The sequence below is a fragment of the Flexivirga sp. YIM B11880 genome (assembly GCF_058148645.1).
This window is the reverse complement of the sequence record NZ_JBMAMH010000004.1, coordinates 1-25321: the sequence shown is the minus strand read 5'-3', so window position 1 is coordinate 25321 and position 25321 is coordinate 1. Positions and strand designations below refer to the sequence as shown.

The 25321-nt window shown below is 66.8% G+C and carries 25 protein-coding genes; 9 read left to right on the top strand and 16 right to left on the bottom strand.

The annotated features are described in order from the left end of the window. The first annotated feature begins 31 nt into the window (after positions 1–31). From ACN8HC_RS07700 to ACN8HC_RS07690, 3 genes are all read left to right on the top strand, one after another. Complete coding sequence (locus ACN8HC_RS07700; protein ID WP_490074243.1) at positions 32–1744, top strand: PxKF domain-containing protein; 1713 nt, start codon at positions 32–34, stop codon at positions 1742–1744. Positions 1745–2123: 379 nt separating this feature from the next. After that, a complete protein-coding gene (sigK, locus tag ACN8HC_RS07695; protein ID WP_490074242.1) occupies positions 2124–2717 on the top strand; it encodes an ECF RNA polymerase sigma factor SigK in 594 nt (197 codons plus the stop codon). Beyond that, on the top strand, positions 2714–3466 hold the full coding sequence (locus tag ACN8HC_RS07690; protein WP_490074241.1) for an anti-sigma factor: 753 nt from the start codon (positions 2714–2716) through the stop codon (positions 3464–3466). Before sigK ends, ACN8HC_RS07690 begins: the two co-directional genes overlap by 4 nt. A gap of 33 nt (positions 3467–3499) precedes the next feature. Here ACN8HC_RS07690 and mshD read toward each other — a convergent pair whose 3' ends face one another. The 14 genes from mshD to ACN8HC_RS07620 form a co-directional block, all read right to left on the bottom strand. Then, positions 3500–4348, bottom strand: coding sequence for a mycothiol synthase (gene mshD, locus ACN8HC_RS07685; protein WP_490074240.1), 849 nt, complete (start codon positions 4346–4348; stop codon positions 3500–3502). Positions 4349–4399: 51 nt separating this feature from the next. Next, the gene (locus tag ACN8HC_RS07680) at positions 4400–5386 is read right to left on the bottom strand and encodes an NYN domain-containing protein (protein ID WP_490074239.1); all 987 of its coding nucleotides are present in this window, start codon (positions 5384–5386) and stop codon (positions 4400–4402) included. 6 nt (positions 5387–5392) lie between these two features. After that, a complete protein-coding gene (locus ACN8HC_RS07675) occupies positions 5393–6367 on the bottom strand; it encodes a glycosyltransferase family 87 protein (RefSeq protein WP_490074238.1) in 975 nt (324 codons plus the stop codon). Further along, positions 6364–7737: a glycosyltransferase family 87 protein gene (locus ACN8HC_RS07670; RefSeq protein ID WP_490074237.1), complete on the bottom strand. Its 1374-nt coding sequence runs from the start codon at positions 7735–7737 to the stop codon at positions 6364–6366. The genes ACN8HC_RS07675 and ACN8HC_RS07670 overlap by 4 nt, the downstream gene beginning before the upstream one ends. After that, a complete protein-coding gene (locus ACN8HC_RS07665) occupies positions 7734–9182 on the bottom strand; it encodes a hypothetical protein (RefSeq protein ID WP_490074236.1) in 1449 nt (482 codons plus the stop codon). Before ACN8HC_RS07665 ends, ACN8HC_RS07670 begins: the two co-directional genes overlap by 4 nt. Beyond that, the gene (locus tag ACN8HC_RS07660) at positions 9169–10083 is read right to left on the bottom strand and encodes a type II secretion system F family protein (protein WP_490074235.1); all 915 of its coding nucleotides are present in this window, start codon (positions 10081–10083) and stop codon (positions 9169–9171) included. Before ACN8HC_RS07660 ends, ACN8HC_RS07665 begins: the two co-directional genes overlap by 14 nt. Position 10084: 1 nt before the next feature. Further along, on the bottom strand, positions 10085–12049 hold the full coding sequence (locus tag ACN8HC_RS07655) for a type II secretion system F family protein (protein WP_490074234.1): 1965 nt from the start codon (positions 12047–12049) through the stop codon (positions 10085–10087). Beyond that, the gene (locus ACN8HC_RS07650; protein WP_490074233.1) at positions 12046–13419 is read right to left on the bottom strand and encodes a TadA family conjugal transfer-associated ATPase; all 1374 of its coding nucleotides are present in this window, start codon (positions 13417–13419) and stop codon (positions 12046–12048) included. Before ACN8HC_RS07650 ends, ACN8HC_RS07655 begins: the two co-directional genes overlap by 4 nt. Further along, entirely contained in the window at positions 13416–14582 is a 1167-nt protein-coding gene (locus tag ACN8HC_RS07645; RefSeq protein WP_490074232.1) for a CpaE/TadZ family protein, read from the bottom strand. The genes ACN8HC_RS07650 and ACN8HC_RS07645 overlap by 4 nt, the downstream gene beginning before the upstream one ends. Next, positions 14582–15412 carry a Flp pilus assembly protein CpaB gene (gene cpaB, locus ACN8HC_RS07640; RefSeq protein ID WP_490074231.1) on the bottom strand — a complete coding sequence of 277 codons (831 nt, stop codon included), beginning with the start codon at positions 15410–15412 and terminating at the stop codon, positions 14582–14584. Before cpaB ends, ACN8HC_RS07645 begins: the two co-directional genes overlap by 1 nt. An 18-nt stretch (positions 15413–15430) precedes the next feature. Next, on the bottom strand, positions 15431–16648 hold the full coding sequence (locus tag ACN8HC_RS07635) for a pilus assembly protein TadG-related protein (RefSeq protein WP_490074230.1): 1218 nt from the start codon (positions 16646–16648) through the stop codon (positions 15431–15433). Next, positions 16636–17061: a TadE/TadG family type IV pilus assembly protein gene (locus ACN8HC_RS07630; RefSeq protein ID WP_490074229.1), complete on the bottom strand. Its 426-nt coding sequence runs from the start codon at positions 17059–17061 to the stop codon at positions 16636–16638. The genes ACN8HC_RS07635 and ACN8HC_RS07630 overlap by 13 nt, the downstream gene beginning before the upstream one ends. A gap of 338 nt (positions 17062–17399) precedes the next feature. Beyond that, on the bottom strand, positions 17400–17588 hold the full coding sequence (locus ACN8HC_RS07625) for a Flp family type IVb pilin (RefSeq protein WP_490074228.1): 189 nt from the start codon (positions 17586–17588) through the stop codon (positions 17400–17402). Between the two features lie 620 nt (positions 17589–18208). Then, positions 18209–18916, bottom strand: coding sequence for a winged helix-turn-helix transcriptional regulator (locus ACN8HC_RS07620; protein WP_490074227.1), 708 nt, complete (start codon positions 18914–18916; stop codon positions 18209–18211). 106 nt (positions 18917–19022) lie between these two features. Between ACN8HC_RS07620 and ACN8HC_RS07615 the strand changes: the two genes are divergently transcribed. The 3 genes from ACN8HC_RS07615 to ACN8HC_RS07605 all read left to right on the top strand — a co-directional run bounded on the left by ACN8HC_RS07615 (position 19023) and on the right by ACN8HC_RS07605 (position 20911). Beyond that, complete coding sequence (locus ACN8HC_RS07615; protein ID WP_490074226.1) at positions 19023–19262, top strand: MoaD/ThiS family protein; 240 nt, start codon at positions 19023–19025, stop codon at positions 19260–19262. A gap of 16 nt (positions 19263–19278) precedes the next feature. Then, complete coding sequence (locus tag ACN8HC_RS07610; RefSeq protein WP_490074225.1) at positions 19279–20055, top strand: hypothetical protein; 777 nt, start codon at positions 19279–19281, stop codon at positions 20053–20055. Between the two features lie 157 nt (positions 20056–20212). Then, positions 20213–20911, top strand: a complete 699-nt coding sequence (locus ACN8HC_RS07605) for a GAF and ANTAR domain-containing protein (RefSeq protein ID WP_490074224.1) — start codon at positions 20213–20215, stop codon at positions 20909–20911. Positions 20912–21034: 123 nt separating this feature from the next. Here the strand turns inward: ACN8HC_RS07605 and ACN8HC_RS07600 are convergent, their stop codons facing one another. Both ACN8HC_RS07600 and ACN8HC_RS07595 read right to left on the bottom strand, forming a co-directional pair. Then, positions 21035–21595: a heme-binding beta-barrel domain-containing protein gene (locus ACN8HC_RS07600; protein WP_490074223.1), complete on the bottom strand. Its 561-nt coding sequence runs from the start codon at positions 21593–21595 to the stop codon at positions 21035–21037. An 86-nt stretch (positions 21596–21681) separates the two neighbouring features. Next, entirely contained in the window at positions 21682–22815 is a 1134-nt protein-coding gene (locus tag ACN8HC_RS07595; protein ID WP_490074222.1) for an LCP family protein, read from the bottom strand. Between the two features lie 65 nt (positions 22816–22880). Here ACN8HC_RS07595 and ygfZ point away from each other — a divergent pair, with 65 nt between their 5' ends. From ygfZ to ACN8HC_RS07580, 3 genes are all read left to right on the top strand, one after another. After that, complete coding sequence (gene ygfZ, locus ACN8HC_RS07590) at positions 22881–23927, top strand: CAF17-like 4Fe-4S cluster assembly/insertion protein YgfZ (protein ID WP_490074221.1); 1047 nt, start codon at positions 22881–22883, stop codon at positions 23925–23927. A gap of 67 nt (positions 23928–23994) precedes the next feature. Further along, positions 23995–24339 (top strand): helix-turn-helix domain-containing protein, encoded by a 345-nt coding sequence (locus tag ACN8HC_RS07585; RefSeq protein ID WP_490074220.1) that lies wholly within the window; start codon positions 23995–23997, stop codon positions 24337–24339. 58 nt (positions 24340–24397) lie between these two features. Further along, entirely contained in the window at positions 24398–25171 is a 774-nt protein-coding gene (locus ACN8HC_RS07580; protein WP_490074219.1) for a hypothetical protein, read from the top strand. The last annotated feature ends 150 nt before the right edge of the window (positions 25172–25321 follow it).

Below are 25321 nucleotides of genomic sequence, written 5' to 3'. Positions count from 1 at the left end.
AGCAGCTTCTCAGCGCGGTTAAGAATTCGCCATGCACCCACGACTCCTGCACTGTGCGCCCCCGAGAATGCTCCTCGTCACCGGAGCGACCGCCACCCTCGTGCTCGCCTCGGCCTCCGCGGCATTCGCCGCCGACATCGACACCACCGCCACGCTCGGTACCTCCGCGAGCACCCCGTCAGTCGTCTCCATCGGCGACAACCCGTTCACCGTCTCCGTCAGCGCCACCGGCACCCTCGCGACCAAACTGACCGGCACAGCGACCGTCACCACGAAGTACTTCATGGCCGGCGACGGCACGATTACCCCGTCGTCCGATCCGGCCGACCAGCAGACCCTGAACTTCACGCCGGGCACCAACTACACCCAGTGCTCCCCGACCGATCCACCGAAAGGCTGTTCGACCAGTCCCTTCGTGGTGTCTGCCGACCTGGTGGTCGCCGCCGGCACACCAGGCGGCGCGACGGGCACCCTCACGGTCGCGACCACCGGCAGCCAGGGACTGACGAGCGACAGCACGCCGGCCGCGGGATTCGTCAAGGTGGCGGACAGCAATCACGCGCCGTCCATGCCGGGCGCGCCAGCACTCGCGTCGTCGTCGACGACGCCGAACAACACCGGTGGCTTCACGGTCGCGTGGGGCGCTGCGACGGACCAGGACGCGGGCGACACCGTGACCTACACCCTGCAGAAGCGGGACGCGGACGACGCGGACTGGACGGACGTCGCGACCGGCCTCACCACGAACTCCTACACGTTCACCGGCGAGGCCGAGGGCACCTGGCGCTACCAGGTGCAGGCGGTCGACAACCACGGCGCGAGCAGTGCCTTCGCGCCTGACGACGCCCCGATCGTCGTCGTCGACCAGAGTGCGCCGAGCGCACCGACCGCGTCGACAGCGGCGCCGGCATACGCCGACGCCAACGGCGGTCAGTGGTTCAAGGACAGCGCGACCGTCACGTTCGCCTCGGCAGGCGACCCCAATCTGCGCGACGGCAGCGACGGCAGCGGAGTGGCCTCGGTCACCGGCCCGCAGACCTTCAGCCAGACCGGTCCGTTCACGGCGACCGGAACCGCGACCGACAACGCGACGAACGTCTCCGCCGAGACCACTCTGGGCGGTTTCGTGGACGCGACTGCCCCGGTTGTGCAGGCCACCTGTCCGACGGATGTCGTGCTGCACGCGAACGCCGCGGCGTCGTGGACCGCGTCCGACGAGGGCTCCGGTCTCGCCACGGCGGCGTCCGGTTCGGTCCCGCTCGACACCTCGACGGTCGGGGACCACACGGTGGCCGTCCCGGCCGGGACCGCGGTCGACAACGTCGGCCACGTCAGTGACGCAGCAGAATGCCACTACCACGTCGGCTACGCCTTCGGTGGCTTCCTGCAGCCGATCAACGACACCGCGCACTTCGTCGGCGAGACCACGAGCGTCTTCAAGGCGGGTTCCACCATTCCGGTGAAGTTCCAGCTGTTCGACGCCAACGGCGTTCCGGTCCAGGCGTCGGCTCCGCCGAGCTGGCTGAGCCCGGTCAAGGGATCGACGCTTCCCTCCACCGTCACGGTCGACGAGACGGTCTACGCAGCCACCGCATCGTCCGGCTCGGTGTTCAAGTGGGACGCGACCGGCCAGCAGTACATCTACAACTACAAGACGGACAAGAGCCAGACCGGCAGCTACTGGCGGATCGGTGTCACCCTCGATGACGGCAACACCTACTTCGTCAGCATCGCGCTGAAGTAGCGGATAGCGCCTCGACCGCGGGTCTCCCGCGGGCAGGTGAGGACAAGCTGTGCGGGCCGGAATCCTCCGGCCCGCACAGCTTCTCGCGTTCGGCGCCGGTGATCACGCCGTTCCTGTTCCTTCTGCGTCCGCGCACCACGGCGCGCCCGGTCAACAGCCTGGCGCACCGACGCCGCGGTCTCGGGGAGAATGTGGCGGATGCGGTGAAACGCCGCGAGGCAGATCCCCGTCGTGACGCGATCCGCCGGCTGACCCATCCGAGTCGGCGGCAGTGACGAATAGTCAGCTGTAATGCCGTCCAGCCAGCAGGGAGTGACCATGCCGAGGTGCCAGCGCCTGGCCCGCCATGGCCGTGGCTGCGAGCCGGGTCGGAGCGGACATGCACGCCGTTCCTGACGATCGATCGGCTCGCGTGGGTCAGCAGGAGGCCGACACGCTGACCGCCATACTCACCGCCTGCGCACGAGGTGACGAAGCGCAGTTCGCTCAGTTGTATGACGCCACCGCGCCACGCATTTTCGGGCTGGTCCGCAAGGTCGTCCGTGACCCGGCGCAGGCCGAAGAGGTCACCCAGGAGGTCTACCTGCAGATCTGGCGCCAGTGCGCACGATTCGACCCGAATGCGGGCAGCGCACTCAGCTGGATGATGACCATCGCGCACCGTCGAGCGGTCGACCGGGTTCGCTCCGCACAGGCGCAGACCGACCGGGAGACGGCATACGACACGGGGCAACAGACGATTCCCTACGACACGACAGCCGAGAGCGCGCACCGCGAACTGGACGCCGAGCGAGTGCGCAAGGCGCTGGGCAAGTTGACGCCCGCACAGCGCTCGGCCATCGACCTCGCCTACTTCGGCGGCTACACCCACCGTGAGGTCGCCGCCCTGCTGAATCTGCCGATGGGCACAGCCAAGACCCGCATCCGCGACGGCTTGATCCGGTTGCGTGACACGATGGGAGTGGAGCAATGAACGACGACATCCACGCCCTCATCGGCGCATACGCCCTCGACGCGCTGACGGACGTCGAACGCGCCGAATTCGAGCAACATCTGCTGGCCTGCGCGGAATGCCGCACCGAGCTCGCCGGCCTGCGAGAGGCCACCGCGGAACTCGGTGGCTCGGTGCCGACGATGCCCCCGCCGGCCCTGCGCGATGCCGTGCTGAGCGGGATCACGTCGATTCGCCCGCTCCCACCGCTGGTCGACGCCGAGCCGACGCACCGGGCAGAGCCTGCCGCCCACGGCAACGCGGTGACCGACGTTCGCGACCGACGGTCGATGTGGCGCTGGCTCGCCGCAGCGGCGGCAGTGGCCGCGATTGTGATTGGCGGACTCGCCTGGCACCCGTGGACCGGATCTCAGCCGACGGTCTCCGCCGTGCAGCAGGTGCTGCGAGCACCCGACGCGCACCACTACGTCAAGCATGTGGAGGGGGCGACCGCAACGGTCGTCTACTCGCCGAAACTCGGCAAGTCGGTGCTGGAGAGCCGTCACATGCCGGCCGCTCCCACCGGCCATACTTATCAGCTCTGGTACCTGACTGCCGCCGGCAAGGCCACCAGTGCGGGCCTGTTCACGCCGTCATCGGACGGGTCGGGCCGGGTGTTGCTCACCGGCGACGCCGATCGGGCTGCGCTTGTCGGGATCACCGTCGAGCCGGCCGGCGGGTCACCTCAGCCGACCACCAAACCGCTCATGGTCGTTCAGCTCGCCACCTGAGTCAGCGCCGCGGCTGGCTCGGTCGCTGGTAGGTCACGGAGCGGGCGTCGCGGCGGCATACATGACATCCACGCTCTCCCGGGTGAACCCGAGCCTGCTGTAGGTAGCCACCGCAGCGGTGTTGTCTCCTTCGACATACAACTCGATGCGTATGACGCCCCGCGCCTTGAGGTGTGCCAGCCCGAGGGCGGTGACGATTTTGCCAAGGCCACGTCCTTGATGGCCCGGGTCGACCGCGACGACGTAGACCTCACCTACGTCCGGTGATTCGGGCTCGATCTTGGTCCAGTGCGACGCGGCGAGTTCGCCGGTGGCGTCATCGAAGACAAGAATCAGCCCTGCCGGATCCCACCAGGGCTCTGCCATCCGCTCGTCGAGGTCGGCGCGGGTCATCCTGCCCTGCTCAGGGTGGTAGTCGAACGCTCGCCGGTTGACGTCCAGCCACGCGTCCTCGTCGCCGGGCCGGAAGGCTCGCGCGGTGAAACCACCTGGAACCTTTGACGATTCGATCGCTGGTTCGGCGTCGACGTCACGGCTCATCTTCCACAGGTTGCGCACGATCGTCATACCGGCAGTCGCCGCCAACGCCTGCGCGGCCGGGAGATCGCCATGTGCCCAGAAGCGCGCGTCCACCCGCTGCTCGAGGATCTCCTGCACCAGCCGGCTACCGAGCCCGTGCCGTCGGCACTCCGGGTCGACCACCAGTTCCACCGCGCCGTCGTCGGCGACATACGCACCGGCGGTGACGGCCTGGTCCACCGTGATGACGTGTTGCGGTGCAGTGTGCCGCAGCGCCAGACGGGTCTGCTCGGAGAACGGGTCGACGCCGTCGTAGGACGCAGCGCGGTCGGCGATGGCGAGAAGTTCCTCAGCGGCGGTCACCCCGCCATCATGCATCGCCGCCCGGTCGCGAGTGCAGCGGGTGCGGAATCGCTACTGGATCGAAAGCGAGGCCTCGTCGGTCAAGCCGAACGCGGCCCACACCGCGAGCGTATCCTCGACGGACAGATTGAGTCCGGTCGTGTTGGCGCGGGCAATCACCGTGCGTACGAAGGCATTTGCCACTTCATCGGCTTCGGGCGGCGGCTGGCGGTAGAGCGGGCACCCGCCTGTGGAAGCACCGCGGATGACCGTCCCGACGATCTGCCGGCTCACCTCCACTCCGCTGGACGCCAGCTGATCCTGTGACCAGCGCGTGGCTTCGCTGATGGAGAACTCATGCGACCCCGCGAAGGTGGCGAGCATCTCGTAGACGCTGCGCCAGGCTTCCGGCGCCAAGGTAGGGAGCTTCAGTGCGCGCTCCACGCGCTCGACCACCTCCGCCCGCTCCACGGCGACCTCCTTGGGCATCGCGCGTCCGGGACTCGCCTCGGTGATTTGCGGCCGCAGCAGACCAAGGAGTTCGTCACCGGTGATCAACTGGTCGGCGCTCGCGCCCACCGCCTCGGCGGAGGCCGAAGGGGAGACGACCGTGACCTGCCGGTCCAGGGCGCGCAACCGGAAGATCAGTGGCGTAATGTCGGAATCACCTGACAAAAGGACGAATTCGTCATAGCGCGGCTCTACCTGCAGGGCGTCCAGCGCGTCGATGACGATGCGGATGTCGGCGGCATTCGTCGTGTCCGAAACAGGGAGGCAGTCAATGACTTCGAACCCGGCGCTCGTGAGCTGGCGACGGAACGTCGAAGAGCGCTGCCGAGCCGAGGCGTTCTTCGGATCCCCGACCGATCCTCCGGGGCTCAGGTAACAGCGCAGCACCGACCATCTGCGGGACGGTTGGTCGGCGGAGCCGGCACTGAGCTGGTCGAGCCACATCCCTGGCTCCTCGGCAAACCGCAGCGCCGCCTTTGCATCGAGTTGGAGCAGACCGGCAAAGACGCTGTCGAAGTCGAGGAACAGCGCGCTGCGCACTGACGTCATGGAGGGTCACACCTTCGGCGTTGCTCGTGGAATCGTCCGCTTGAGAACGTCGGTCACAGCTGTGTTCGTTCGGCGGACATCGTCAGAGGTGACCGTTTGCCTGGTGTCATCTTCCCTAACACGTTGGCGCATGCGAGGCAATGCGAACAACACTGACAACGCGGCGACGCCGAAGACGGGGGTTGCGCAGATCATCGCGACCGGTAGCGTCCAGCGTTTGTCCTTCAGAGCGCCCCATACGACGAGAGCCAAACTCAGTGGCAGACGGACCATCAACGGCGGTGCGATAGGGGACCCGACGATCCCGCGTGCCCCGCCGCCATGCAGGGTCAGAAAGTGCAGCCAGTCCGTCCACGCATGCGGAGCAGCGTAGAAGCTGAGAAGTGTCACAACACCCGTTGCCAACAGTGACAGCACGAGGTTGCGCCATTCCCGCCGAGCCACGAACCACGCGGGGCCGAGGCATGGTGTCACCTTGGTCAGCGCGACAAACGCCCAGCTTGTGGGGTAACGGAACCCCAAGACGGCGACGAGCGCGAAAATGAGGTAGACATTGCCTGCCATCACTTCGTTTAGCCCCGCGAGGCCCAACGGTATTGCTAGTCGAAGAGATAGTGGCTTGAGCAACCACGCGAGGACTCCCAGCAGAATCAGTGTGTAGATGGTCGCAAATGCTGGCCACGGCAACTGCGCGAGCGGCCAGATCAGTTGTGCGAACGCAGGGCTGTAGAGATAAGCGTCAGGAGCGCCAGGTGCGGACCTGTAAAGGTTCTGCCGCCAGGCGTGCCAGTAGGCATGGGAGTCAAAGCCATAGCGGAAGACCACAATCACAGTTAGTGCCTGCGCCAGACTCGCGAACGCAATGATCCACGGAAGGTCCTTCTCGAGGCGATGTCGGACGTCGATCTGCCGGCCCCCGCGAACCGCCCCAAGGCCGACTTCGGTCGTCTGCGGACGCCGTGATCCTTTCCCAGCCGTCACGGCGTCGCCTCCTTGGACGCTGAGGTCAGGGCGGATTCCGAACATCCGCCTCCGACCGAGATGTCGATCGGCCTCGACGCGGCACCGCTAGGTGGCACATCATCTGCCGACTGTCGTTGCCGTCGAATCCGCAGCCGTCCCACGGTTGCTACGGACAGTGACCAGTCGTCTGACATCAAGCGGAGCGTCAGGGTCAAGGGCACGAGGATCACCCACTCTGCGGATAATCCAGAGATGGGCCACGGCATGGTCCGCAGGAACGAGAGCAGCGGGCCCAACCATACGGCGATGAAGCCTGCCGCCACGGCCATACGGATCGCCGGGCTCGGCCGGTGACGAACGAGCGTCGCAATCGCGGGAAGCACGAGCACCAGGTCGTAGACCATCGCGTGTGGGGCTGCCAAGACGGTGATGAAAGCCGCGGTCGACATAGCCATCCACTGTGGCGGCTGGCGGCGGAGAAGCCACAGTATCCAGGAGGTGAGTAGGACGAGGCCGGCTACGAGCCCGAGAACGGATGCGGCAGGTGCGGCGCCACCCGGCGCAATAGCGATGGTGAACCCCTGAAGGGAGGCGGATTTGTATGCCTGTCCGAAGGTGACCTGGTTGGTGAAGGTGGGCGACGAGATTGCCTGGAGCCAATCGATCCAGCTGGCCACGCCGAGAACAAGAAGCGAGGACAGGGAGACCCCGACTGCTCCCAGGACAAGCCCCCCGAGCATTCGGATGCCGCCGTAGAGAACGACGAAAACGATGGCGGCGAGCATCATTTGCGGCTTGACCAGCAGCGCAACCGACAGCGCGAACCCTGCTGCCCAAGGTTGCCGCCCCAACCAAAGGCGCCAGGCCACCACACCAGCGAGCAGAATCAGCCACGAGTCCTGACCCGCACCGAGCAGCTCGAGGGTGGATTGGCTCGCAATGACGATGAGCACCACTGACCAGTACGGTCCGCAGCGGGCGGGCCAGTATGGGCGCAACAGCTTGGTGATGACTATCAGCCCGATGACGGAGACGCTCAGCCACAGCAACGCGGCCACCGTGTACGGCAGCGCGCCGAGAGGTGCGAAGAGCGCTGCGACCGGCGGGGGAGACACGAACCACGACAGCGCATGTCTCCCCCCCGCGCCCTGGATCACAGATTGGGCGGCCGGGCTGTAGAGGTCAGCGCTTTCCCCGTGCACCACCATGGCGCCGGCGGTCCAGCGAGCGCGGAAATCAGGCAACATGTTGTTCGGAGCGCTGACTACTCGGACTGCCCAGACCAGCACGAACATTCCGATGAGGATGCTCGGGTAGACCCGAAGTCGCTCCTTGGTCAGAAGCGCGTCCAGTCTTTCGACGACCTTGGTCGCGCGTGAGGTCTTCATGTGTGCACCCCACGTGTCTGCGCGCTCGGTGCCGGACGCTGGAAGACGAGTAGGTCCGAAACGACAGCAACCTGCCTCCAGCCGGCGGAGCGAACTGCACCAGCGAGATGGTCGTCGACGACCACGAGGCCGATCGAGGGAGCCGGCGGGATCGCCCCGTGATCCATGAACGCGAGGAATTCGCGCTGGACCTTGCGTGGGAAGGCGTCGATCGGATTGCCGGCCCACACCCGGATTCCGGCCTGCGCGAAGGTCTCATCAACCGGGTTGATTGCGAGCACCGCGCGACCTGCTGCCAGCTTGCGGACCGTCGACACTGCGTTGGCGCCGCGTGCGTCGAGCGCCGATCCGCGGCTTGCCAACTGCCAGCCCACTCCGAGGAACAGCAGAACAAGAGCTGCCACAGCTGGGCGCCAGGAAAACCGTTCTGCTTCCTTTGTGTCCGCGCGACCACGAGCTGCCAGCGGAAGTAGGAACAACATCAACCAGATGCCGTTGCGTGCCGCCGTCAAGGTTGCGAAGGTCATCCCAAGAATGGCGACGATTTCCCATCGCTGAGGGCGACTGCTAGTCCACATGACGATCATTGCAATTGCGGCGAGCGCCATCAGGACGTCGAGCGGCTGGTGCAGGCTCGGTCGCGCCCACATGCCGGCATGTTGTCGTGCCGCTTCATTGCTCAGCACACCCCGGTAGTAGTCGATGGTGCGCCAGCCGGCGCTCGTCGCGAGCAGGACGGCCGCGAGGGCGGACCCGCTGATCAGGACTCGGCGGCGCAATGGGCCTTCGCAGCAGACCAGGTGCACGGCAAGCAAGGCGCAGCCGACGAGCACCCCGCCGTGCAGGTTGCCCCACACGCCGAGCAGGGGCACGGCGAGCCAGAGCTGCCGTGACGGCCGATCGGCGTTGCGTAGCAAAAGCACCAGCAGTGCGGCATACGGCAGCAGGCTGAGTGATGGCATCCGAGCGATGGCGAGCGTAGCGGCACCGCCGACCACCGTGAGCGTCAGCGAGAGACTCATTCGAGCCTCACGATGATGTGCGCTGAGACTGTGCGCGGCCAGGATCCCCAGGGTGGCCGCCACCAGCGTGAGGTGCAGGGCGACCAGGGCTGAGGGACCCAACCGGTGAACGACGGACAGCACGACCTCACCAAGTGCCATCGGGTTGGCCCAGTCACCGGACGGTGCGGCGGCGAACGGCACCGAGTGAGGTATGCCGAGCCCACCGCGAATGCGATCGCCCATGGCCACACCCCAGAGCAGATCGGCGCCCTGCGTCGTCACCGCTGAAAGCAGGACAGTGAGCCCTGCCAGCACGAACCAGGGTAGGCCGGGGAAATGCCAGTTGCGAGCAGCGGGTGCGCCGTACTCCCGGGGCCCGCTTTCGACAGGGTGCCGCGGTGCCGACTCCTCGGGGCTCGTGGTTGTCTCAGTGGCCGGCATGCGAGAACATCTCGGCAATTCGAATGCCACCAGGTCCGACGACCACCACCATGAGCGCGGGGAAGAGACACAGAATCAACGGGAAGAGGATCTTCACGGTGACCTTCTGAGCTTGAGCTTCCGCCCGCTGGCGGCGTGCCAATCGCATGGCGGCGGTCTGCTCCCGCAGCACCGAAGCGAGCGGGATGCCAAGCTTGTCGGCCTGCGCGATGGCCGTCACGAAACTCTTGACCTCTGCCAGGTTCACCCGGTCACCAAGGCCTCGGAACGCCTCGCTGCGTGAGGTCCCGATCTGAATTTCGGCCGTCATCCTGGCGAGTTCGCCCGCGATGGGTCCCTTGACGTTGCGCGCAACTTCCTGCAGAGCTGCGTCGAACCCCTGCCCGGCCTCGACACAGATGGTCAACATGTCGAGCATCTCGGCCAGGCCACGCAGGACCTGTTCCTGCCGGCGCAGCGCCGCGTTGTAGAGCAGCATGTCGGGCAGAAAGAAGAGGAGGACGCCGAGCAGCAGCCCGAAGACGACACCCCGCAGGGTGAAACCGTCACCGAGCAACAACCCCAGCACTCCACCGGCGAGCGCGCAGAGGCCTTTGGCGCCCAACAACCGCTCCACGGTCCATGGCGCCGGGTGCCCGGCTCGGTCCAGGTTTCGCGCAAGGCGCACGCTGACCGACGCTGGCGTGATTCTGCCGGTGATATGAGCCGTCAACTCGAGCATTCGGTCGACGAGATTCTCGGTCTCCGAGCCGGCGTTCGTTGCGCGGCCCTGGGGTGCACCGGCGATGAGCGCGAGCGACTTCGCCACCGTTTGGGCATTGTCCGATGAGCGGAGGAGCAGGACAACGGCGAGCGCGATGGCGAGCGCGATGAGGCCGGCTCCGGCGTATGCAACTGTCATCTCACACCTCGATCTGCACGGTCTTGCGCATCCAGATGGTGCCGATGCCCATCAGCACGCAGGTGCCGATGAGCATCACTACTCCAGCGCCAGTCGTCCACAACAACTTGATGTAGTCGTAGTTGACGAGGGTCATGTAGAGGAAGAGACAGATGGGTAGCGCGATGAGGATCGCCGCTGACAGGCGTCCCTCAGCGGACAACGCCGCCACTTGGCCGCGCAGCGCCTCACGCTCGCGCAGCGTGTGCCCGGTGGTGTCGAGTGTCTCTGCGAGGTTGCCGCCGACCTGTCGCTGGATCCGGATCGCCATCACCGCCATGTGCAGCGATTCGGTACCCATCCGGGTCGACACCTCGTCGAGCGCGTCGGAGAGGTCGGATCCGATTTGAACCTGCGCCAGCGCCCGCGAGAGTTCCTTGCCCGCCGGCTCCGCGGCATCGCGGGTCACTGCCTCCAACGCCTGCGGCAGTCCGAAGCCACTGCGCAAACTGGTTGCGACGAGCGTGAGCACCTGGGGCAATTGCTTCTCGAACGCCGCGGTCCGCCGGGATGCCTTGAAGCGCAAGACGGCTGCTGGCAGCGCGAAACCGATGACGGCGCCGAGGACGAGACCGACTAGCGCGGCATCACCAAGGAGAGCGGCACCGACGAACGCGAGGATCAGGATCGCCAGCACCCGAAGGACGAGCCATTCGCCGGCGCGGAGGGGAAGGTCGGCACGCTGGATCAATTGGATGGTTTTGGACTCCACGCCACGTTTGTTCATGACGCGCTCGCCGATGCCGACCAGCGTCTCGCGGAGAGCGGACGGGCCGCGCTCCTGCACGGCCTTGCCGCGGTGAGAAGCGGCCTCCAGATAGGACTGGATGGTCGCGATGCGTCGCTCTCGCTGCGAGGTTTGCGACGGCGTCACCAGCATGTAGGTGAAGAGGAAGAGGCCCAACGCGAGCAGAGTCCCGCCGACCCACAGCGTCCAGGACGTGACGTCCGTTGTGTGTACTGAAGCGACCGGACTTGGTTTCGGCGCCGGCGCCGCAGGCGTGGCTGCTGGCGAAGCGCTGCCCCGCGGGCGTGACCCGAAGTCGATTTGCTGCGAGATTGCAAAAGGCCGTCCTGCGGCGGTTCCGCTGATGGCCAGTCGATGGCTGCCCTCGAGGGCCGTCGAGGGCCGAAGGGTGAACTGCGCCTGGGAGTTGAGGGCTTGGGCCGACGCCCGGAATGCAGCGGCCACCCCCGCACTGTCGTTGGCCAATACGTCCGATCCACCCCCTGCCGCCGCAAATCTGGCAAGAGCGCGCTCCGCGCCGTTGTCGCGGTTCTTGAAGCGGACGACGTCCACTCGGATGCCCAGTGCGTGCAGTGCTGCGGCATCGGCCGCCAGGTCTTGCGCGGCTCGCTTGCTCTCCGTGTCCGCCCCGTCGCTCAGCAGCACGATGCTGCGGTCTCCTCCCGTGCCGAGCACCCGGATCGTTTTCTGCACCGCGGCATACAGCGAAGTGTTGCCGCCCGGACGCAGAGCATCGACCGCCTTCTGCACGGCACCGCGGTCCGTGGTCGGCTGCAGCACGACGTCGGGCGTGGACGCGAAGCGCAGAACGCCGATCCGCACGTCGGAGGGCACTTCCTTCAGATAGACGGCGGTTGCCTGACGCACGGTCTGCATGCCGCTGCTACCCATGGAGCCGCTGGTGTCGATCACCAGCAGGGCGGTGCGCCGTAGGTGCGTCGTGCCCTCGACGGCGAGGGGCACCGGCTTGCCGTCGACCGTGGCGGTCACCGACCGCGGGTCGGGCTGCACGACTTGTTGCGCCCGAAAGGTCAGTACGCCCTGATAGCTGTCGTTCACCGGCTTCAGGTCACCGATCGTCACGGTCGGAGTGCTGTCCGCGCGGGATGGGGCGATCCAGCCGATCGTTGCTCCGACGGTGAGCAGCGTGACCAGTAGCACCCGCCACAGATTCTTCACGACGCGACCGGCGCGAAGAACATGACTGGTACCTCGATGCCATGATCTGCCAGCTGCTCGACCAATTTCGGGCGTATCCCCGTCGGCACGAGTCGCCCACGAAAGCGGCCCATTTCATCGCGGCCGGCGGAATAGTCGAAGGTGAAGAGGTCCTGCAACGTGATGATGCCGGACTCCATGCCGACGACTTCGGTGACTGCCACGATGCGGCGGCTGCCGTCCTTGAGTCGGGTCTGTTGCACGATGAGGTCGACCGCACTGGAGACCTGCTCCCGGATGGCGCGGACCGGCAGGTCGACGCCCGCCATCAACACCATCGTCTCCATACGGGAGAGCGAGTCGCGCGGGGTGTTGGCGTGGACGGTGGTCAGCGATCCGTCATGGCCGGTGTTCATTGCCTGGAGCATGTCCAGCGCTGCGCCGTCGCGCACCTCGCCGACGATGATGCGATCAGGCCGCATACGCAGCGAGTTGCGGACCAATTCGCGGATCGCGACCTGGCCTCTGCCCTCGATGTTGGGTGGTCTCGCCTCCATCCGCAGCACGTGGTCCTGGTGCAACTGCAGCTCCGCGGCATCCTCGATGGTGACGATCCGCTCGTCCTCGGGCACGAACCCACTCAGGACGTTGAGCGTGGTGGTCTTGCCGGAACCGGTACCCCCGGAGATGACGATATTGCGGCGGCCGAGAACACACATGCGCAGGAAGTCTCGGACCGTCTCGGTCATGGTGCCGAAGCCGATCAGGTCCCTGTCGGTGAACGGGTCCGCGGCGAACTTGCGGATCGTCAGGATCGAACCGTCCAGCGCGATCGGCGCGACGACGGCGTTCACACGGGAGCCGTCGGGCAGCCGCGCGTCGACCATGGGACTGGACTCGTCGACCCGACGGCCGACGCGGGCGACGATCTTGTCGATGGTCCGGCGCAGGTGTGCGTCGTCGCCGAAGCTCGCGTCGGTCGACTGGATCTTGCCGTTGCGCTCGACGTAGATGTCCGACGGCCCGTTGACCATGATCTCGGTGATGTCCGGGTCGCGGAGGTACGGCTCGAGCGGCCCGTGCCCGAGGATGTCGTCCGAGATGTCCTGTGCAATGCGAGTCCGGTCGGCGTGCGACAGCGGGGTCTGTTCGGCGTCGATGACCGTCTGCAGCATCGTCCGCACCTGGACCGCGAGCTCGGCTTCGGGCAGGTTCGGGTCGTAGAGCCGCGGGCCGAGTTGCTCCACCAGCGCCTGGTGGACGCGGTCCTTCACCGGGGCGAAGGCGTCTCGGGCACGGCGGTGTTTTGCGCCGGCAACCGGCGCCGGAACAGGCGGCGCACCGCCCTGCGCCTGCCTCGCTAGGTCGATGCGGGCTGCGAGATTGGTCATTTGTTCCTCCTCAGCCGGTGACTGCGGCGGCCGCTGGCGCGTGTGGCGCCTTCGCCGAAGTGCGGCCGCACCTTGTAGTCGATGAACTCCCGCAGCGCCGCCGCGAACGAATCCTTCGCATCGTCGACCGCGAGTACCACGCCGCGGTTGGCGGCCGCCGGCACACTCAGCGTGTTGGGCAGTCCCACGCTGACCGGGTAGTCCAGCGCGGCCTCGACGTCCTTGGCCGAGAGGCCGACCTTCAGGTCAGCTCGATTGAGAACCAACAGCCGGTTCTGTTGGGGTGCGCCGAGCACATCCAGGGTGTTGATCGCGAGCCGCAGGTTCTTGATCGCCGGGATGTCGAGAGTCGACACCAGCACGAGCAGATCGCTCAGGTCGAAGGCGCCCAGCACGTGCTCCGGCATCGACGGCGGCATGTCGAGGACGACGTAGTCGTACTGCGTCCGCGCGATGCGAATCAGCTCGCTCACCAGGTCCGCGGGCACGCGGTCGGCATCTGCCGGGTCATGCGGGGCAACCAGGACATCCACGCCTGTCGGCTCGTGCGTCTCGACAACGGAGCGAAGCCCTTGGGCGTCGAGATGACCGGTCATGGCGACGAGATCCATGATCGACGTTGTCGGTGGCAGTTGAAGGCAGATGCCGACATCTCCGAACATGAGGTCCAGGTCGACCAGCAATGTCTTTGCGCCCGAAGTTCCCAGGTAGGCAGCCGTGTTGACCGCGATGGTCGTCTTGCCGACGCCTCCCTTCGCGGAGAAGACGGTGACGACATGCCCCGCAGCGCTCCGCTCGCCCGCCACAGCGCCGAGTTGCGAGCTCAGCGACTCACTCCGCCGGACGGCCTCGACGAGCGCGCCCTGGTCATCGACCTGGACCACATCGCGCACCCCACTGCGCAGGGCTTGCGCGAGAACGGCCACCTCGAGGCGATGGCGCAACAACACGACCCCCGCGCCAGGGCTTTCCACCCGCAGCTGTTCGGCGAGCTCGTAAGCGCTCTCGACGGGGACTTCCGGTCCGATCACCACCAAGTGGTGACCGTTTGCGTTGATCTCACGCGGAACGGCCGCCGAGTGCGCGACCACGGTGACGTCATCTCCGAGCGCGATCCGGAAGGTGTCGAGTGCTCCCGGGGCGGAATCCAACAGGATGGTCATCAGGACCCCGCTCCGACTGATCCATGCATGAGCGACCTGCCGCCGAAGGTGTTGCCGTCATCCGTCTCACCCTGGGGGTTGACCTTGGTGCCGGAGCCGAGCAGGCCGGCGTAGAGGGTGTAGACGCTCGTTGCGTGCACCAGTCTTGTCGAGTCCGCCGGGCGCACCGCGACGGTGACCAGGTAGGCAGAGTCGTTCGTGCTCGAGGTGGTGCTCGAATTGCCTTTGCCCGACGAAGTGCTGTTGTCGCTCGGGTTCTGCAGTGGAGTGCTGCCGAAGGCGATGACTTCGGCGTCGGGCAGTAGGACGTTGGTCCCGGTGAAGTTGAGGCCGTTGAAATTCTTGTCGGCGTCGCTCGTGCCGAGGGACTTGATGCCGTGCGTCGCGAAGATCGCGATGTGTGAGCCGGGCGTGATGAAGTTGGCGACTCGCCCGGGGGCGGTGAGCTGCACCGAGATCGCGACCATCCCGTCCGGCACCCCGATGGCCTGTTCGCCCACGGGCTTGGTGCCGAAGCGGGCGGTCATCACGAACTCACCGGGTTGGATGTCGGTTGTTGCGATCAAACCGCTGTTGGTCGCATCGACCGTGGTCAACGCGCCGGCTGGCCGGCCGCTGGCCGTCACCTTCGTGACGGCGATCAGGCCCTGAGTCTTTGCCTGCTCCAACGAGGTGCCGGCCGGAACGAGCTTCTTGACGATGAAGGCAGTCACCGGATGCTGTGATTCGACCGCCCGTGCGTCTGCGCCGTGCACGTAGCTGAAGACGAGCCCGAAGCCGACGACGGCCAAGACGAGCGCGAGGACGACCGCGGTGACTCTGCGTTTCATGGGTAGGCGCTTTCTGTTTCAGCCGGCGGGAACGACGACGTGATTGCCCAGGTCGTTGCCCGAGGGGTCGATGGTGCCGTTGGGGATCTTTTGGAGGGAGGTGGTGAACCAGCCCCAGAGGTACGTCGTCGAGCCGTTGCACGTGCCGGTGCAGACCGAGCTGGGTTCGGTGTACACGGAGGTGGTCTTGCCGGGGTTGACCGCCGGGATGTTGTCCCAGCCGGCCAGGTAGAACGAGGCGATACCGGCGATGTGGTATTGGCCGTTGGAACCGGTTCCGATGAATTGGTCGAAGATCGGGATCGAAACGACCGTGCCGAGGTAGTTCTGCAAGATGTTCGGGCAGCCGTTCTTCGGGACGGAGGCGCCGGTGTCGCTGTAGATCCAGCCGTTGGAAGGGATCGAGACAACACAGGTGGAGCCCGGAGTGAGGTAGGCGAAGCCACCGTTCGGGAGCGCGGAGCACGTGTTGGAGGAAGTGGCGTGGGAGAAGATGCCGACGGTGTAGGCCTGCACATTGGCCGGCACGGCCGGCGCTGGCGTGCTGAGGCTCGGTCCGGGCGTGTATGGCGGGGCGGGCGCGTATTTCGTCCCGGAAGCCGTCGCGTTGGTCCAGTCGCACATGCCCATGGTGAGCGGGAATGTGGATCCCGTGCTCCCGGCCGGCCCCCAGGCCGTGCGCGAGCAGGTTCGCGACGTGGATCCCTTCCCTGCGCCGCTGAGCAGCTGGGCGAAGTGGAACGGCAGCACGTTGGTGCCGTCCTTCATGAGTGTCTGGGTGGTCACCTCGACATACGACACCTTGCTCGGGTCGACGCTGAGCGGCCAGGGTTGGCAGGTGCTCAGATTCGTGGCCGACGCCGTTGCCGGGCTGTTGGGGCACGGCAGCAAGCTGGTCGCACCTTTGTAGTTCGCGATGCAGGTCCGGTTGTCCGTGAGGACGCTCATCGACTGGTCCGTCACGTTGGCGTTCCGCTGTGCCAAGGTCGTGAGCGCGGACGTGACGCCGCACGGTTGTCCCGTCGAGGGCTGCGCGCAGGCCGCTGCGAGTGCGAGTGATGTCGCATCGGCACCGTTCTGCAGTTCGGCCCGGTTGTAGGTGACGTTGCCGAGGTCGACCGTGAGGGCGAGCATCCCGATGGCGACGAACATCACCAGCGTCGCGGTGAGGACCGCAATGGCGCCGCGTTCACCGTCCGGCCGGCGGCCGGCGAGTAGTCGAATCAGCCGCCGCATTGCATTGTCGCCTTCCCGGAAAGGCTCGTCGGGAGTGTGTTGCTCGCCCCTGGAATGAGGCTCAGTGCGGGGCCCAACAGCTCCCACTGGAACTTCGCCTTCGTGACCGTGACGGTGACGGATGACGGAGTCGGTCCCGGTGATGCCGGGCACGGGCTGGTCACGGTGACGGTCAACGTGGAGTCATTACCTGCGGCCGTGATCGCGCGGGCGGAGGTGTTTGCGGCGGTGCCGGAATACATCGCCGACCGGGCGCCCTCGCGAGCCGCATTGGTCAACATGACCTCGGTGTAGAAGGCACGGCCGAAATCGACCATGCCGCCGACGAGGAGCAGGAAGAGCGGCAGCACGAGCGCGAACTCGACGAGCGATGCACCGCGTTCACGGTGTGCGGCGGGCCGGGCAGCTCGCATGGCGCCTCCCCTCGGAGGTTGAAAAACAATGGATGGTGTCTGCTCGCGTCCCGCAGATGCTGAGCGGACAAACTCGATCAGAGCGGGAAGACGACGAAAAGCGAGCGCACTGAGGTTCCGAAGGCCTGCACTGCGGTGTATGCGACAAGGGCGATGAGAGCGAGGAGGATGGCGTATTCGGCCATCGTCGCCCCTGAATCCTCCCGAGAAGCACGCTGTCGGGAAAGGCATCTGCACAGCGCGTTGAATGCGTTGACCACGATGACGTCCTCGAACGATTCCCATGCCGGGGCCGTATCCACCTGAGCGGAACCGACCCCGGCAAGACAGCTGGATCGTCAGATACTGCTGCCGACGCTGGTGAAGAGGGCGGCGATCTGGCTGCCGAGCGTTGTGGCGGCGACCGCCACGACCACGGCAATGAGGGCGACGATCAAGCCGTATTCCACCATGGTGGCGCCGCGCTCCTTCTTGCCCTGGACGGCGTCGACGACGTGCTGCTGCAGACGGATGAGTGCCTGAGACATGGGAAATCTCCTTCTGGGCGGCAGGACTGTGCCCCCCTGGACGGGTTGGTGAAAAAAGGGTGTGGTGTATCGATGGAGCGGTGTAGATAAATCGAGAGCCCGCCATCGGCGGGGACTCGCTGAAGACGCTCGGTCCGCTTGTGTAGCCCTGAGAACCTTAAGTTACGTACGCGTAAGAAACTTGCGTTTGTCTTGTGTGGTCCGAACGTGTTGAACAGTAACGCGCAGGTAAAGAAAAGTCGAGACCAATCTAAAATTTTGGTCAAGAAAATTTGAGCCCTGATGACCTCCGAAAAAATTAGGCAGCGGCGTCGTCAGTGTGGTATGCGCGCTTGGCAATGTCCGCTGCAGGCGGCCGCTGATTGCCGCCGGGTGGCACATTGAGCATTCCCGACGTGTCTGACGATGCACTGCGTGCCGGACCGGCTCCAGTCGCGGAGGTGCCCAATGACGTTGGGATTGCTCACGATCGGCGCTGTGGCCGGTGGTCATGGTGTCATCGCCGTCCCGCACGCGTCGAGCCCCGAGAGCAGCCATGCAGACGAATTTGCCTGCCGCGCAACCGTAATTGACCGGTTTCGCGGCCGCCGGACTGCTTCCGGCGCTACCTCGTTGACGCGTCAGTCGACCAGTGAGTCGGCGTCCGAGCGCTGCGCGTTGGCCACTCCGACGAAGCGATAGCCGACGTTGCGGATCGTGCCGATCAGCGACTCATGCTCCGGGCCGAGTTTCGCGCGCAATCGCCGCACATGGACGTCGACCGTGCGGGTGCCGCCAAAATAGTCGTAGCCCCAGACCTCTTGAAGCAATTGCGCTCGGGTAAACACTCGACCCGGGTGTGCCGCAAGGTGTTTCAGCAGTTCGAACTCCTTGTAGGTGAGGTCGAGTAACTCGCCATGAATGCGCGCAGCGTATGCATCCTCATCGATGACCAGTCCACCAGCCGTGATCTGGGTCGGCTCTTCGGCCTGCGCCTCGGGGAGGCGCCTGACGGCATACCGCAGCCGCGCCTCCACCTCCGCGGGACCGGCGCTGTCCAGGATCACGTCATCGACCTGCCACTCGCCCGTGAGCGCCGCAAGACCGCCCTCGGTGAAGATCGCAATGAGCGGCACTGACAGGCCGCTGGTGCGGAGCACCCGACTCAGCCCACGCGCCCCGGCGAGGTCACGGCGAGCATCCAGCAGGACCAGATCGCACTCGGGCGGATCGACGAGCGCGGACGGCTCCGGCGTCAAGATCCGCACCCGATGGCTCAGCAACCCGAGCGCCGGCAAGACCTCCACGCTCGCGCCGGGCGCGTCGGTCAGCAGCAACAGGCGAGCCATGGTTTGCAAGAATACTGACCAAGAAGGTTGAGCTGGTCTCGATACGGCCTGCGCTGGCGCTCCGGCCTACTCGATCAGCGCTCATGGCCACCAGCTTGGAGGAACGATGCACGACGTGACGGTCCGCTATTGGGCGGCCGCCCAGGCCGCCGCCGGCATCCACGAGGAGACGCTCGCCGCAGGCGACCTCGACCAGTTGCGCACGGCAGCGCTGCAGGCTCACCCCGCGCTCGAGCCGGTGCTGCGGCTGGCGTCGTTCCTGCTCGACGGGCGCCGCGTCGACGGTGCCGTCGCCCTGCCGGCCGGTTCGGTTGTGGAGGTGTTGCCGCCGTTTGCCGGAGGGTGATGGGAGGATGCCGGTCGTGTCCACCGTCTCACCGGCCGAGCCGCCCGCACGCCCGACGCTGACCTCGCTGCCGGTCGTCGGCGGGGTGATCGCCGCGCTCCTCGTCGTCCTCGGCGCGTATGCCGGTCACGACGTCGCGGCATACGCCGTGCTCGCGGCGGGCCTGGCGTTCTCCTGGGGCTGGCCGCTGCTCCTCGATCTGCCGCGCCCGACCGGCACCAGCCTGGTGCTCGCTGCGACGGCCATCGGTATGGCGGTGGTGGTCGTCTTCTCCGGCGATGCCGACGGGATGCAGGCCATCAGCGTGGTGCTGGCGATCGGGCTCGTGCTGGCGTTCCTCCACGAGCTGATCCGCACCGACGGCCGGAAGTCCCTGACGCTGTCGCTCGCCGGTTGCGCGCTCGGGCTGGTGGTGCTCGCGAGCGGCATGTTCAGCGCGGGCGCCGCGCCATACGACCTGGGTGATGCGGCCGTCGCGGTCGCCATCGGCACACCTGCGCTCGGTCTGATCGCGGACACGCTGCTGCCGCACACGCACGAATACGAGTGGTCGCTGCCGGTCAGCCTGCTCCTCGGTGTGGCGCTCGGGCTGCTCGTCGGCGCCACGACGGGCGGCTCGTGGAACGTCCTGCTCCTGACCGGGCTCGTCGCCGGTCTTGTCGGCACCGCGATCCGGCGGGCGCTGCGCCAACTGGACAACTCGGACCCGGCCAGCCGGCTCAGCTACGGCATCGCCGCGGTGCTGGTGTCAGGCGTCTTCGCCTACGCCGCCCAGTGGCTCCTCAACCGCTGAGCAGTTGCTGGTGCAGCGTTTGCCCAGCCCGAATGTCGGTTAGATCGACTGAGCTGATGAAAGGGCAGTTGCAGTGGACACCGAACGACAACGACATGCCAGCCCTCAGGGCCAACCGTCCAGTGAAGACACCGGATCGGCCACCGGTGATGATGCGTTGGCGCGTCGACTCGGCGAGTTGGCCCGTGAATTCCACCGGGAGCAGGACACGCCCGCCACGCTCACGTACCTCGTCTCGGCCGCGGTCAACCTCATCCCCGGAACGCAGCAGGCATCGATCAGCGTGATTCTGGCGCGAAAGGTAGCGCAGTCGCAGTTTCCGACCGGTCCGCTGCCCGAGTTGGTCGATGCCATCCAGACGCAGACGGGCGAAGGCCCGTGCCTCGATGCGGCATACGAGGAGCAGACGGTGCGGGTCAACGACCTGCGCGCGGCGAGCGACCGATGGCCGGCGTTCGCGCCCCGCGCCGCGGCGGCAGGCGTTCGCAGCATGCTCGCGTTCCAGCTCTACCTCGAGGACGACAACCTGGGGGTCCTCAACCTCTTCTCGTCGCAAGTGAACGCCTTCACCGACGAGTCCGAGCACATCGGGCTGCTGTTCGCGACCCACGCAGCGATCGCGTTCGCGGGCTCACGCGCTCACGACCAGATGCGTCAGGCGCTGCTCAGTCGCGACGTGATCGGCCAGGCCAAGGGAATCTTGATGGAGCGATACCCGCTCTCCGCTGACCGGGCCTTCCTGGTCCTGACCCGAATGAGCCAGGACTCCAACACCAAGCTGTCTGACGTGGCCGCCGAGCTGATCCGCACACACAAGGCACCCGGGGAGTCGGCCGGGCGGCCTCGATTGGATTGAGCGCTCAGCGCCGGGTAGGTGCGCTCCACCCGTGGAGTTGATGCTTGGCAGCGCCCGCCCCAAGGCCCGTCGGTCGAGCGCCCAGCGGTCGGCGGACGTCGAGCGGCGCATGCGAGACCGCCGTCACTCAGAGCTGCCGCTGATCTCCGTGTTGCCGCTGGGCAGGTCGAGCTCGCCGAAGACCGGGCCGGCGGCACGCTGCAGCTGGGCGGAGGCATAGGACTGCAGCGGCTGCCCGAGCGCCGCCATGTCGGTCGCCCACATCAGGCCGCCCTGCACATAGCCGTAGAGCCGATGTGCCGCGGAGTACTCCCGCGCGACCGGGCTGCGCAGCACGCCGTCGGTGCGCAGCTCCGCCCTGGCCGGCTCGGTCTTGCCGTAGTAGAGCTCGGTCACGCCGGTGGGGTGCGACAGCACCAGCTCGACCTCGTTGTCGGGGAGCGGCCGCCAGAAGCCCAGCTCGGTCTCGAACGGCTCACCTCGGTTGCCGTCCTCGTCGAGCACCCAGCTGCGCGCCTCCCAGCGCAGGAACGGGCGACCGTCGTGGGTGCAGCTGATCTCCTGCGCGAAGTTGACCGTCGGCAGGTCGGGATAGCCGGCGACGCCGGTGCCCTCCCACTGTCCGAGCAGCCAGGCCAGGGGTGCGAGATCGGGGTGCATGGACGTGTCGAGTTCGATGGGCACGTCTCGATCGTAACCAGGGCTGCTGGGGCGGTGGAGGTGCCGAAGGGCCAACGGTCGGTCGATGGGCCCGTCCCGTTGCACCGGACTCAGCGGATGGCGTTCCTGCCGTAGCTGTAGTCGGCCATCTTGTCGTGGTAGAGCGCCTGGCCCAGCTTCTTCATCTGCGGGACGTTGACCACGTCGATCGAGCCGGCCACCGGGTTGTTGGCGAAGCCGGTGAACGGGGCGGTGTAGTAGGTGACGTCGCCCGAGCGCAGATTGCGCAGGCTCCAGGCGAGGCCACGGATGTCCCCGGCCGACGTGTTCGCGTCGACCTCGGTGTATTTGGTGAGGTCGTCGACGGTGCTGGTCAGCTTGAGGGGATTGAGCAGCGTGCCGGCTGACAGGGTCTTGTGCACCACCGCGGCGATCCACGCCTGCTGGTCGCGGCCGCGGTCGATGTCGCCCTCGGCCAGCTGGTGCCGCTCCCGGACGAAACCGAGCGCCTGCGCGCCGTTCATCGTGTTGTAGCCCTTGTGGAAGGTGCCGAAGCCCGGCTCGGTGAACGGTTGCGCCACATAGACGTTCACGCCGCCGAGGTCGTCGGTCAGGTCGGCGAAACCCTTGAAGTCGATGATCGCGTAGCGGTTGATCGTCACCCCGCCGAGGAGGTCGGACAGCGTCTGGGCGAGAAGAGCCGGACCGCCGTACGAGAATGCCGCGTTGATCTTGTTCTTGCCGTGGCCGGGGATCGAGACGTAGAGGTCACGCGGGAAGTGGATGACCTGCACGGACTTGTCGTCGGCGCTGATGTGCACGAGTTGTATGACGTCGGACCGCGCGTTTTCCCGGTTGTTCTTGACCGAATCGGATCGGGTGTCGCTGCCGATGAGCAGAATGTTCTCGGAACTTCCGGCATCCGCGGCGGGTTTCATGGATGCGGTCGGCAGTGGTGCGCCGTGTTTGATGTTGGCGCTCAGCACATGGTTGAGGTAGAGCGCGAAGCCGACGAACGCCAGCACGACGATCAGGAGCATCGTGAGCAGCGTCAGCAGGGTGACCTTGAGCCAGCCGGCCTTCTTCTTCGGGCGGCGGCCTCGGTCGCCGTTGCGAGCTCCCGCGTAGCCGGCGGTCGCCGGCGTCCCGGATTCCGGCGCCGTGTCCACGTCTACCGAGCGCGAATCCGCCCCGGTCTGCGCGTCGATGTCGTGCGGCTGGTTGTCCCCGTCGTCCCCGGTCATGGCGCCGAGTCTAAGGTGACGCACTGCGGAGGCCGCGGAGATTCCGCCGGTCGTACCCTGGAACGGTGACGACGGCATCCGTGGAGAGTCCCCTGCTCACTCGCTCCGGCGCGGTCCCGGCCGACGGTCTGGACGCCGGCGTGGCCGCTCACTACGGGGACCCGATGCGCGAGCAGCGGCTGCTCGAGCAGGGCCTGGCGGTGGTGGATTTGTCCCACCGCGGGGTGGTCACGGTCGCCGGTCCCGACCGGCTCAGCTGGTTGCACTCGATGACCACCCAGGCACTGACCGACCTGGCGCCATACACCTCGACGGAGTCGCTGGTGCTCAGCCCGCACGGGCACATCGAGCACGACCTGCACCTGGTCGACGACGGCGAGACCACCTGGATCACCGTCGAGCCCGGCACCGCGCCGGCGCTCGTCGAGTGGCTCAACTCCATGCGGTTCATGCTGCGGGTCGAGGTCGCCGACGTCACCGAGTCGTATGCCGTGCTCGGCGAACCGATCGGCAGCGAGTCGCTGCCGGCCGAGCAGGAGGAGCGCGGCGTCATCGCCTGGCGCGATCCGTGGCCGACGGTCGGATCCGACACCGCGCTGTATGCCCACGCCGATCCGCACCCGGCCACCGGACGCGCCTGGCGCGAACTCATCGTGCCTCGTGGGCAGCTCGTCGCCGAGGTGGGTGACCGGCATGTCGCCGGCAGTTGGGCGGCCGAGGCCGAGCGGGTGAACGCGTGGCGGCCACGCCTCGGCAAGGAGACCGACCACCGCACCATCGCGCACGAGCTGGACTGGCTGCGCACCGCCGTGCACCTGCACAAGGGCTGCTACCGCGGCCAGGAGACGATCGCACGCGTGCACAACCTCGGACGGCCGCCGCGCCGCCTGGTCTTCCTGCACCTCGACGGCTCCGGGCACGTGCTGCCTGCCGAGGGCGCCGAGCTGGTCGTCGCGCCGGGGGAGCGACCGGTCGGCCGGATCACCACGGTCGCCCGACACGTGGACGACGGCCCGATCGCGCTGGCCGTGGTCAAGCGGAACACGCCCGCCGACATACAGCTGCTCGCCGGCGACGTCGCGGCAGCGCAGACGGTGATCGTTTCGCCGTAGAGTGTGTGACTCGCCTCACGCTTGCTCCAGCTTGCAATTTGCTAACTACGGTTAGCACAATGGACTCATGAGTCCGAACCCGGTGAGCGATCTGGGCAGCTACCTCAAGGAGCAGCGCCAACAGGCACAGCTGTCCTTGCGGCAGGTGGCTGAGCGCGCCGGGATCTCCAATCCCTATCTCTCGCAGATCGAGCGCGGCCTCAAGCGGCCGAGTGCCGAGATCCTGCAGGCGATCGCGAAGGGCCTGGCCATCTCGGCCGAACAGCTCTACGTCCACGCCGGCATCCTCGACGCGCTGCCCGACGACAACGCGCCGCTCGACACACGGCTGGCGATCAAGACCGATCCCCGGCTCACCGACAAACAGCGCAAGGCATTGCTCGACGTCTACGACTCGTATGTCGGTGACTGACCCGACGACCGCAGCCGAGCGACCGAAACCACCCGTACCCCAATAGAAAGGCAACACCATGCCCACCACCAAGACCATCCTGGAGCGTTCTCCGTTCTACGCGTTCCTCGGCGCCGCCGACGTCGCACTGGAGACCGTCCGCAGCTCCTTCGACACCGCCGCCGACAATGCCGCGAACCTCCGCGACGAGTTCAGCCCGGAGCAGGTGCAGGAGCGGATCCTGAGCACTGTCAACGAGGTTCGCGAGCAGATTGCGGCGTTGCCGGCGCTCGCCACTGAGCAGTATGGGCTGGTTTCCGACAATGTGCAGCGCGCCTACGAAGAGTTCGTGCAGAGCTACCTCGAGTTCGCCGAGCGCGGGGTCGAGCTGACCCGCGAGGCCACCGTCCAGGGCATCTCCGCCGTGGCCGCTGCCCGCGAAGCCGCCCGTGAGGCGAGTGACAGCACCTTCGCCGCCGTCATCGACGCGCGCAAGGAGGCCGCGAAGGGTGTCGAGCGGCTCGCCGGTCTCGCCGGCCAGGGCGCCGACGCCGTCGAGTCCGAGGCGGAGACCGTCGTCCGCAGCGCGGCCGCCAAGCAGGGTGCCGCCAAGCGCCCGAGCCGCAAGGCTGTCGCGAAGAAGGCTGCGAAGAAGACCTCCGCCGCCAAGCCGGCCGCCAAGAAGGCCGCCACGAAGAAGACCGCCCCGGCCAAGAAGGCCACTGCCAAGACGGCTCCGGCCAAGGCCGCCGCGAAGAAGGCGACGCCGGCGAAGACCGCCGCCGCTCCCGCGCCGACCCTGCCGGTCGAGGCCAAGGTCGAGGCGAAGGTCGAGACCACCGACAACGCCTGAGTCCGCTGAATCGAGCCCGGCCCCACCCTCTGAGGTGCGGCCGGGCTCGCGCCGTCTTGGGGTGTAAGTCGCGACGGTCGCGAGTTGTGGGCACCATTCCGGCCCGCGCCGTACGTAAGTCGCGACGGTCGCGAGTTGTGGGCACCATTG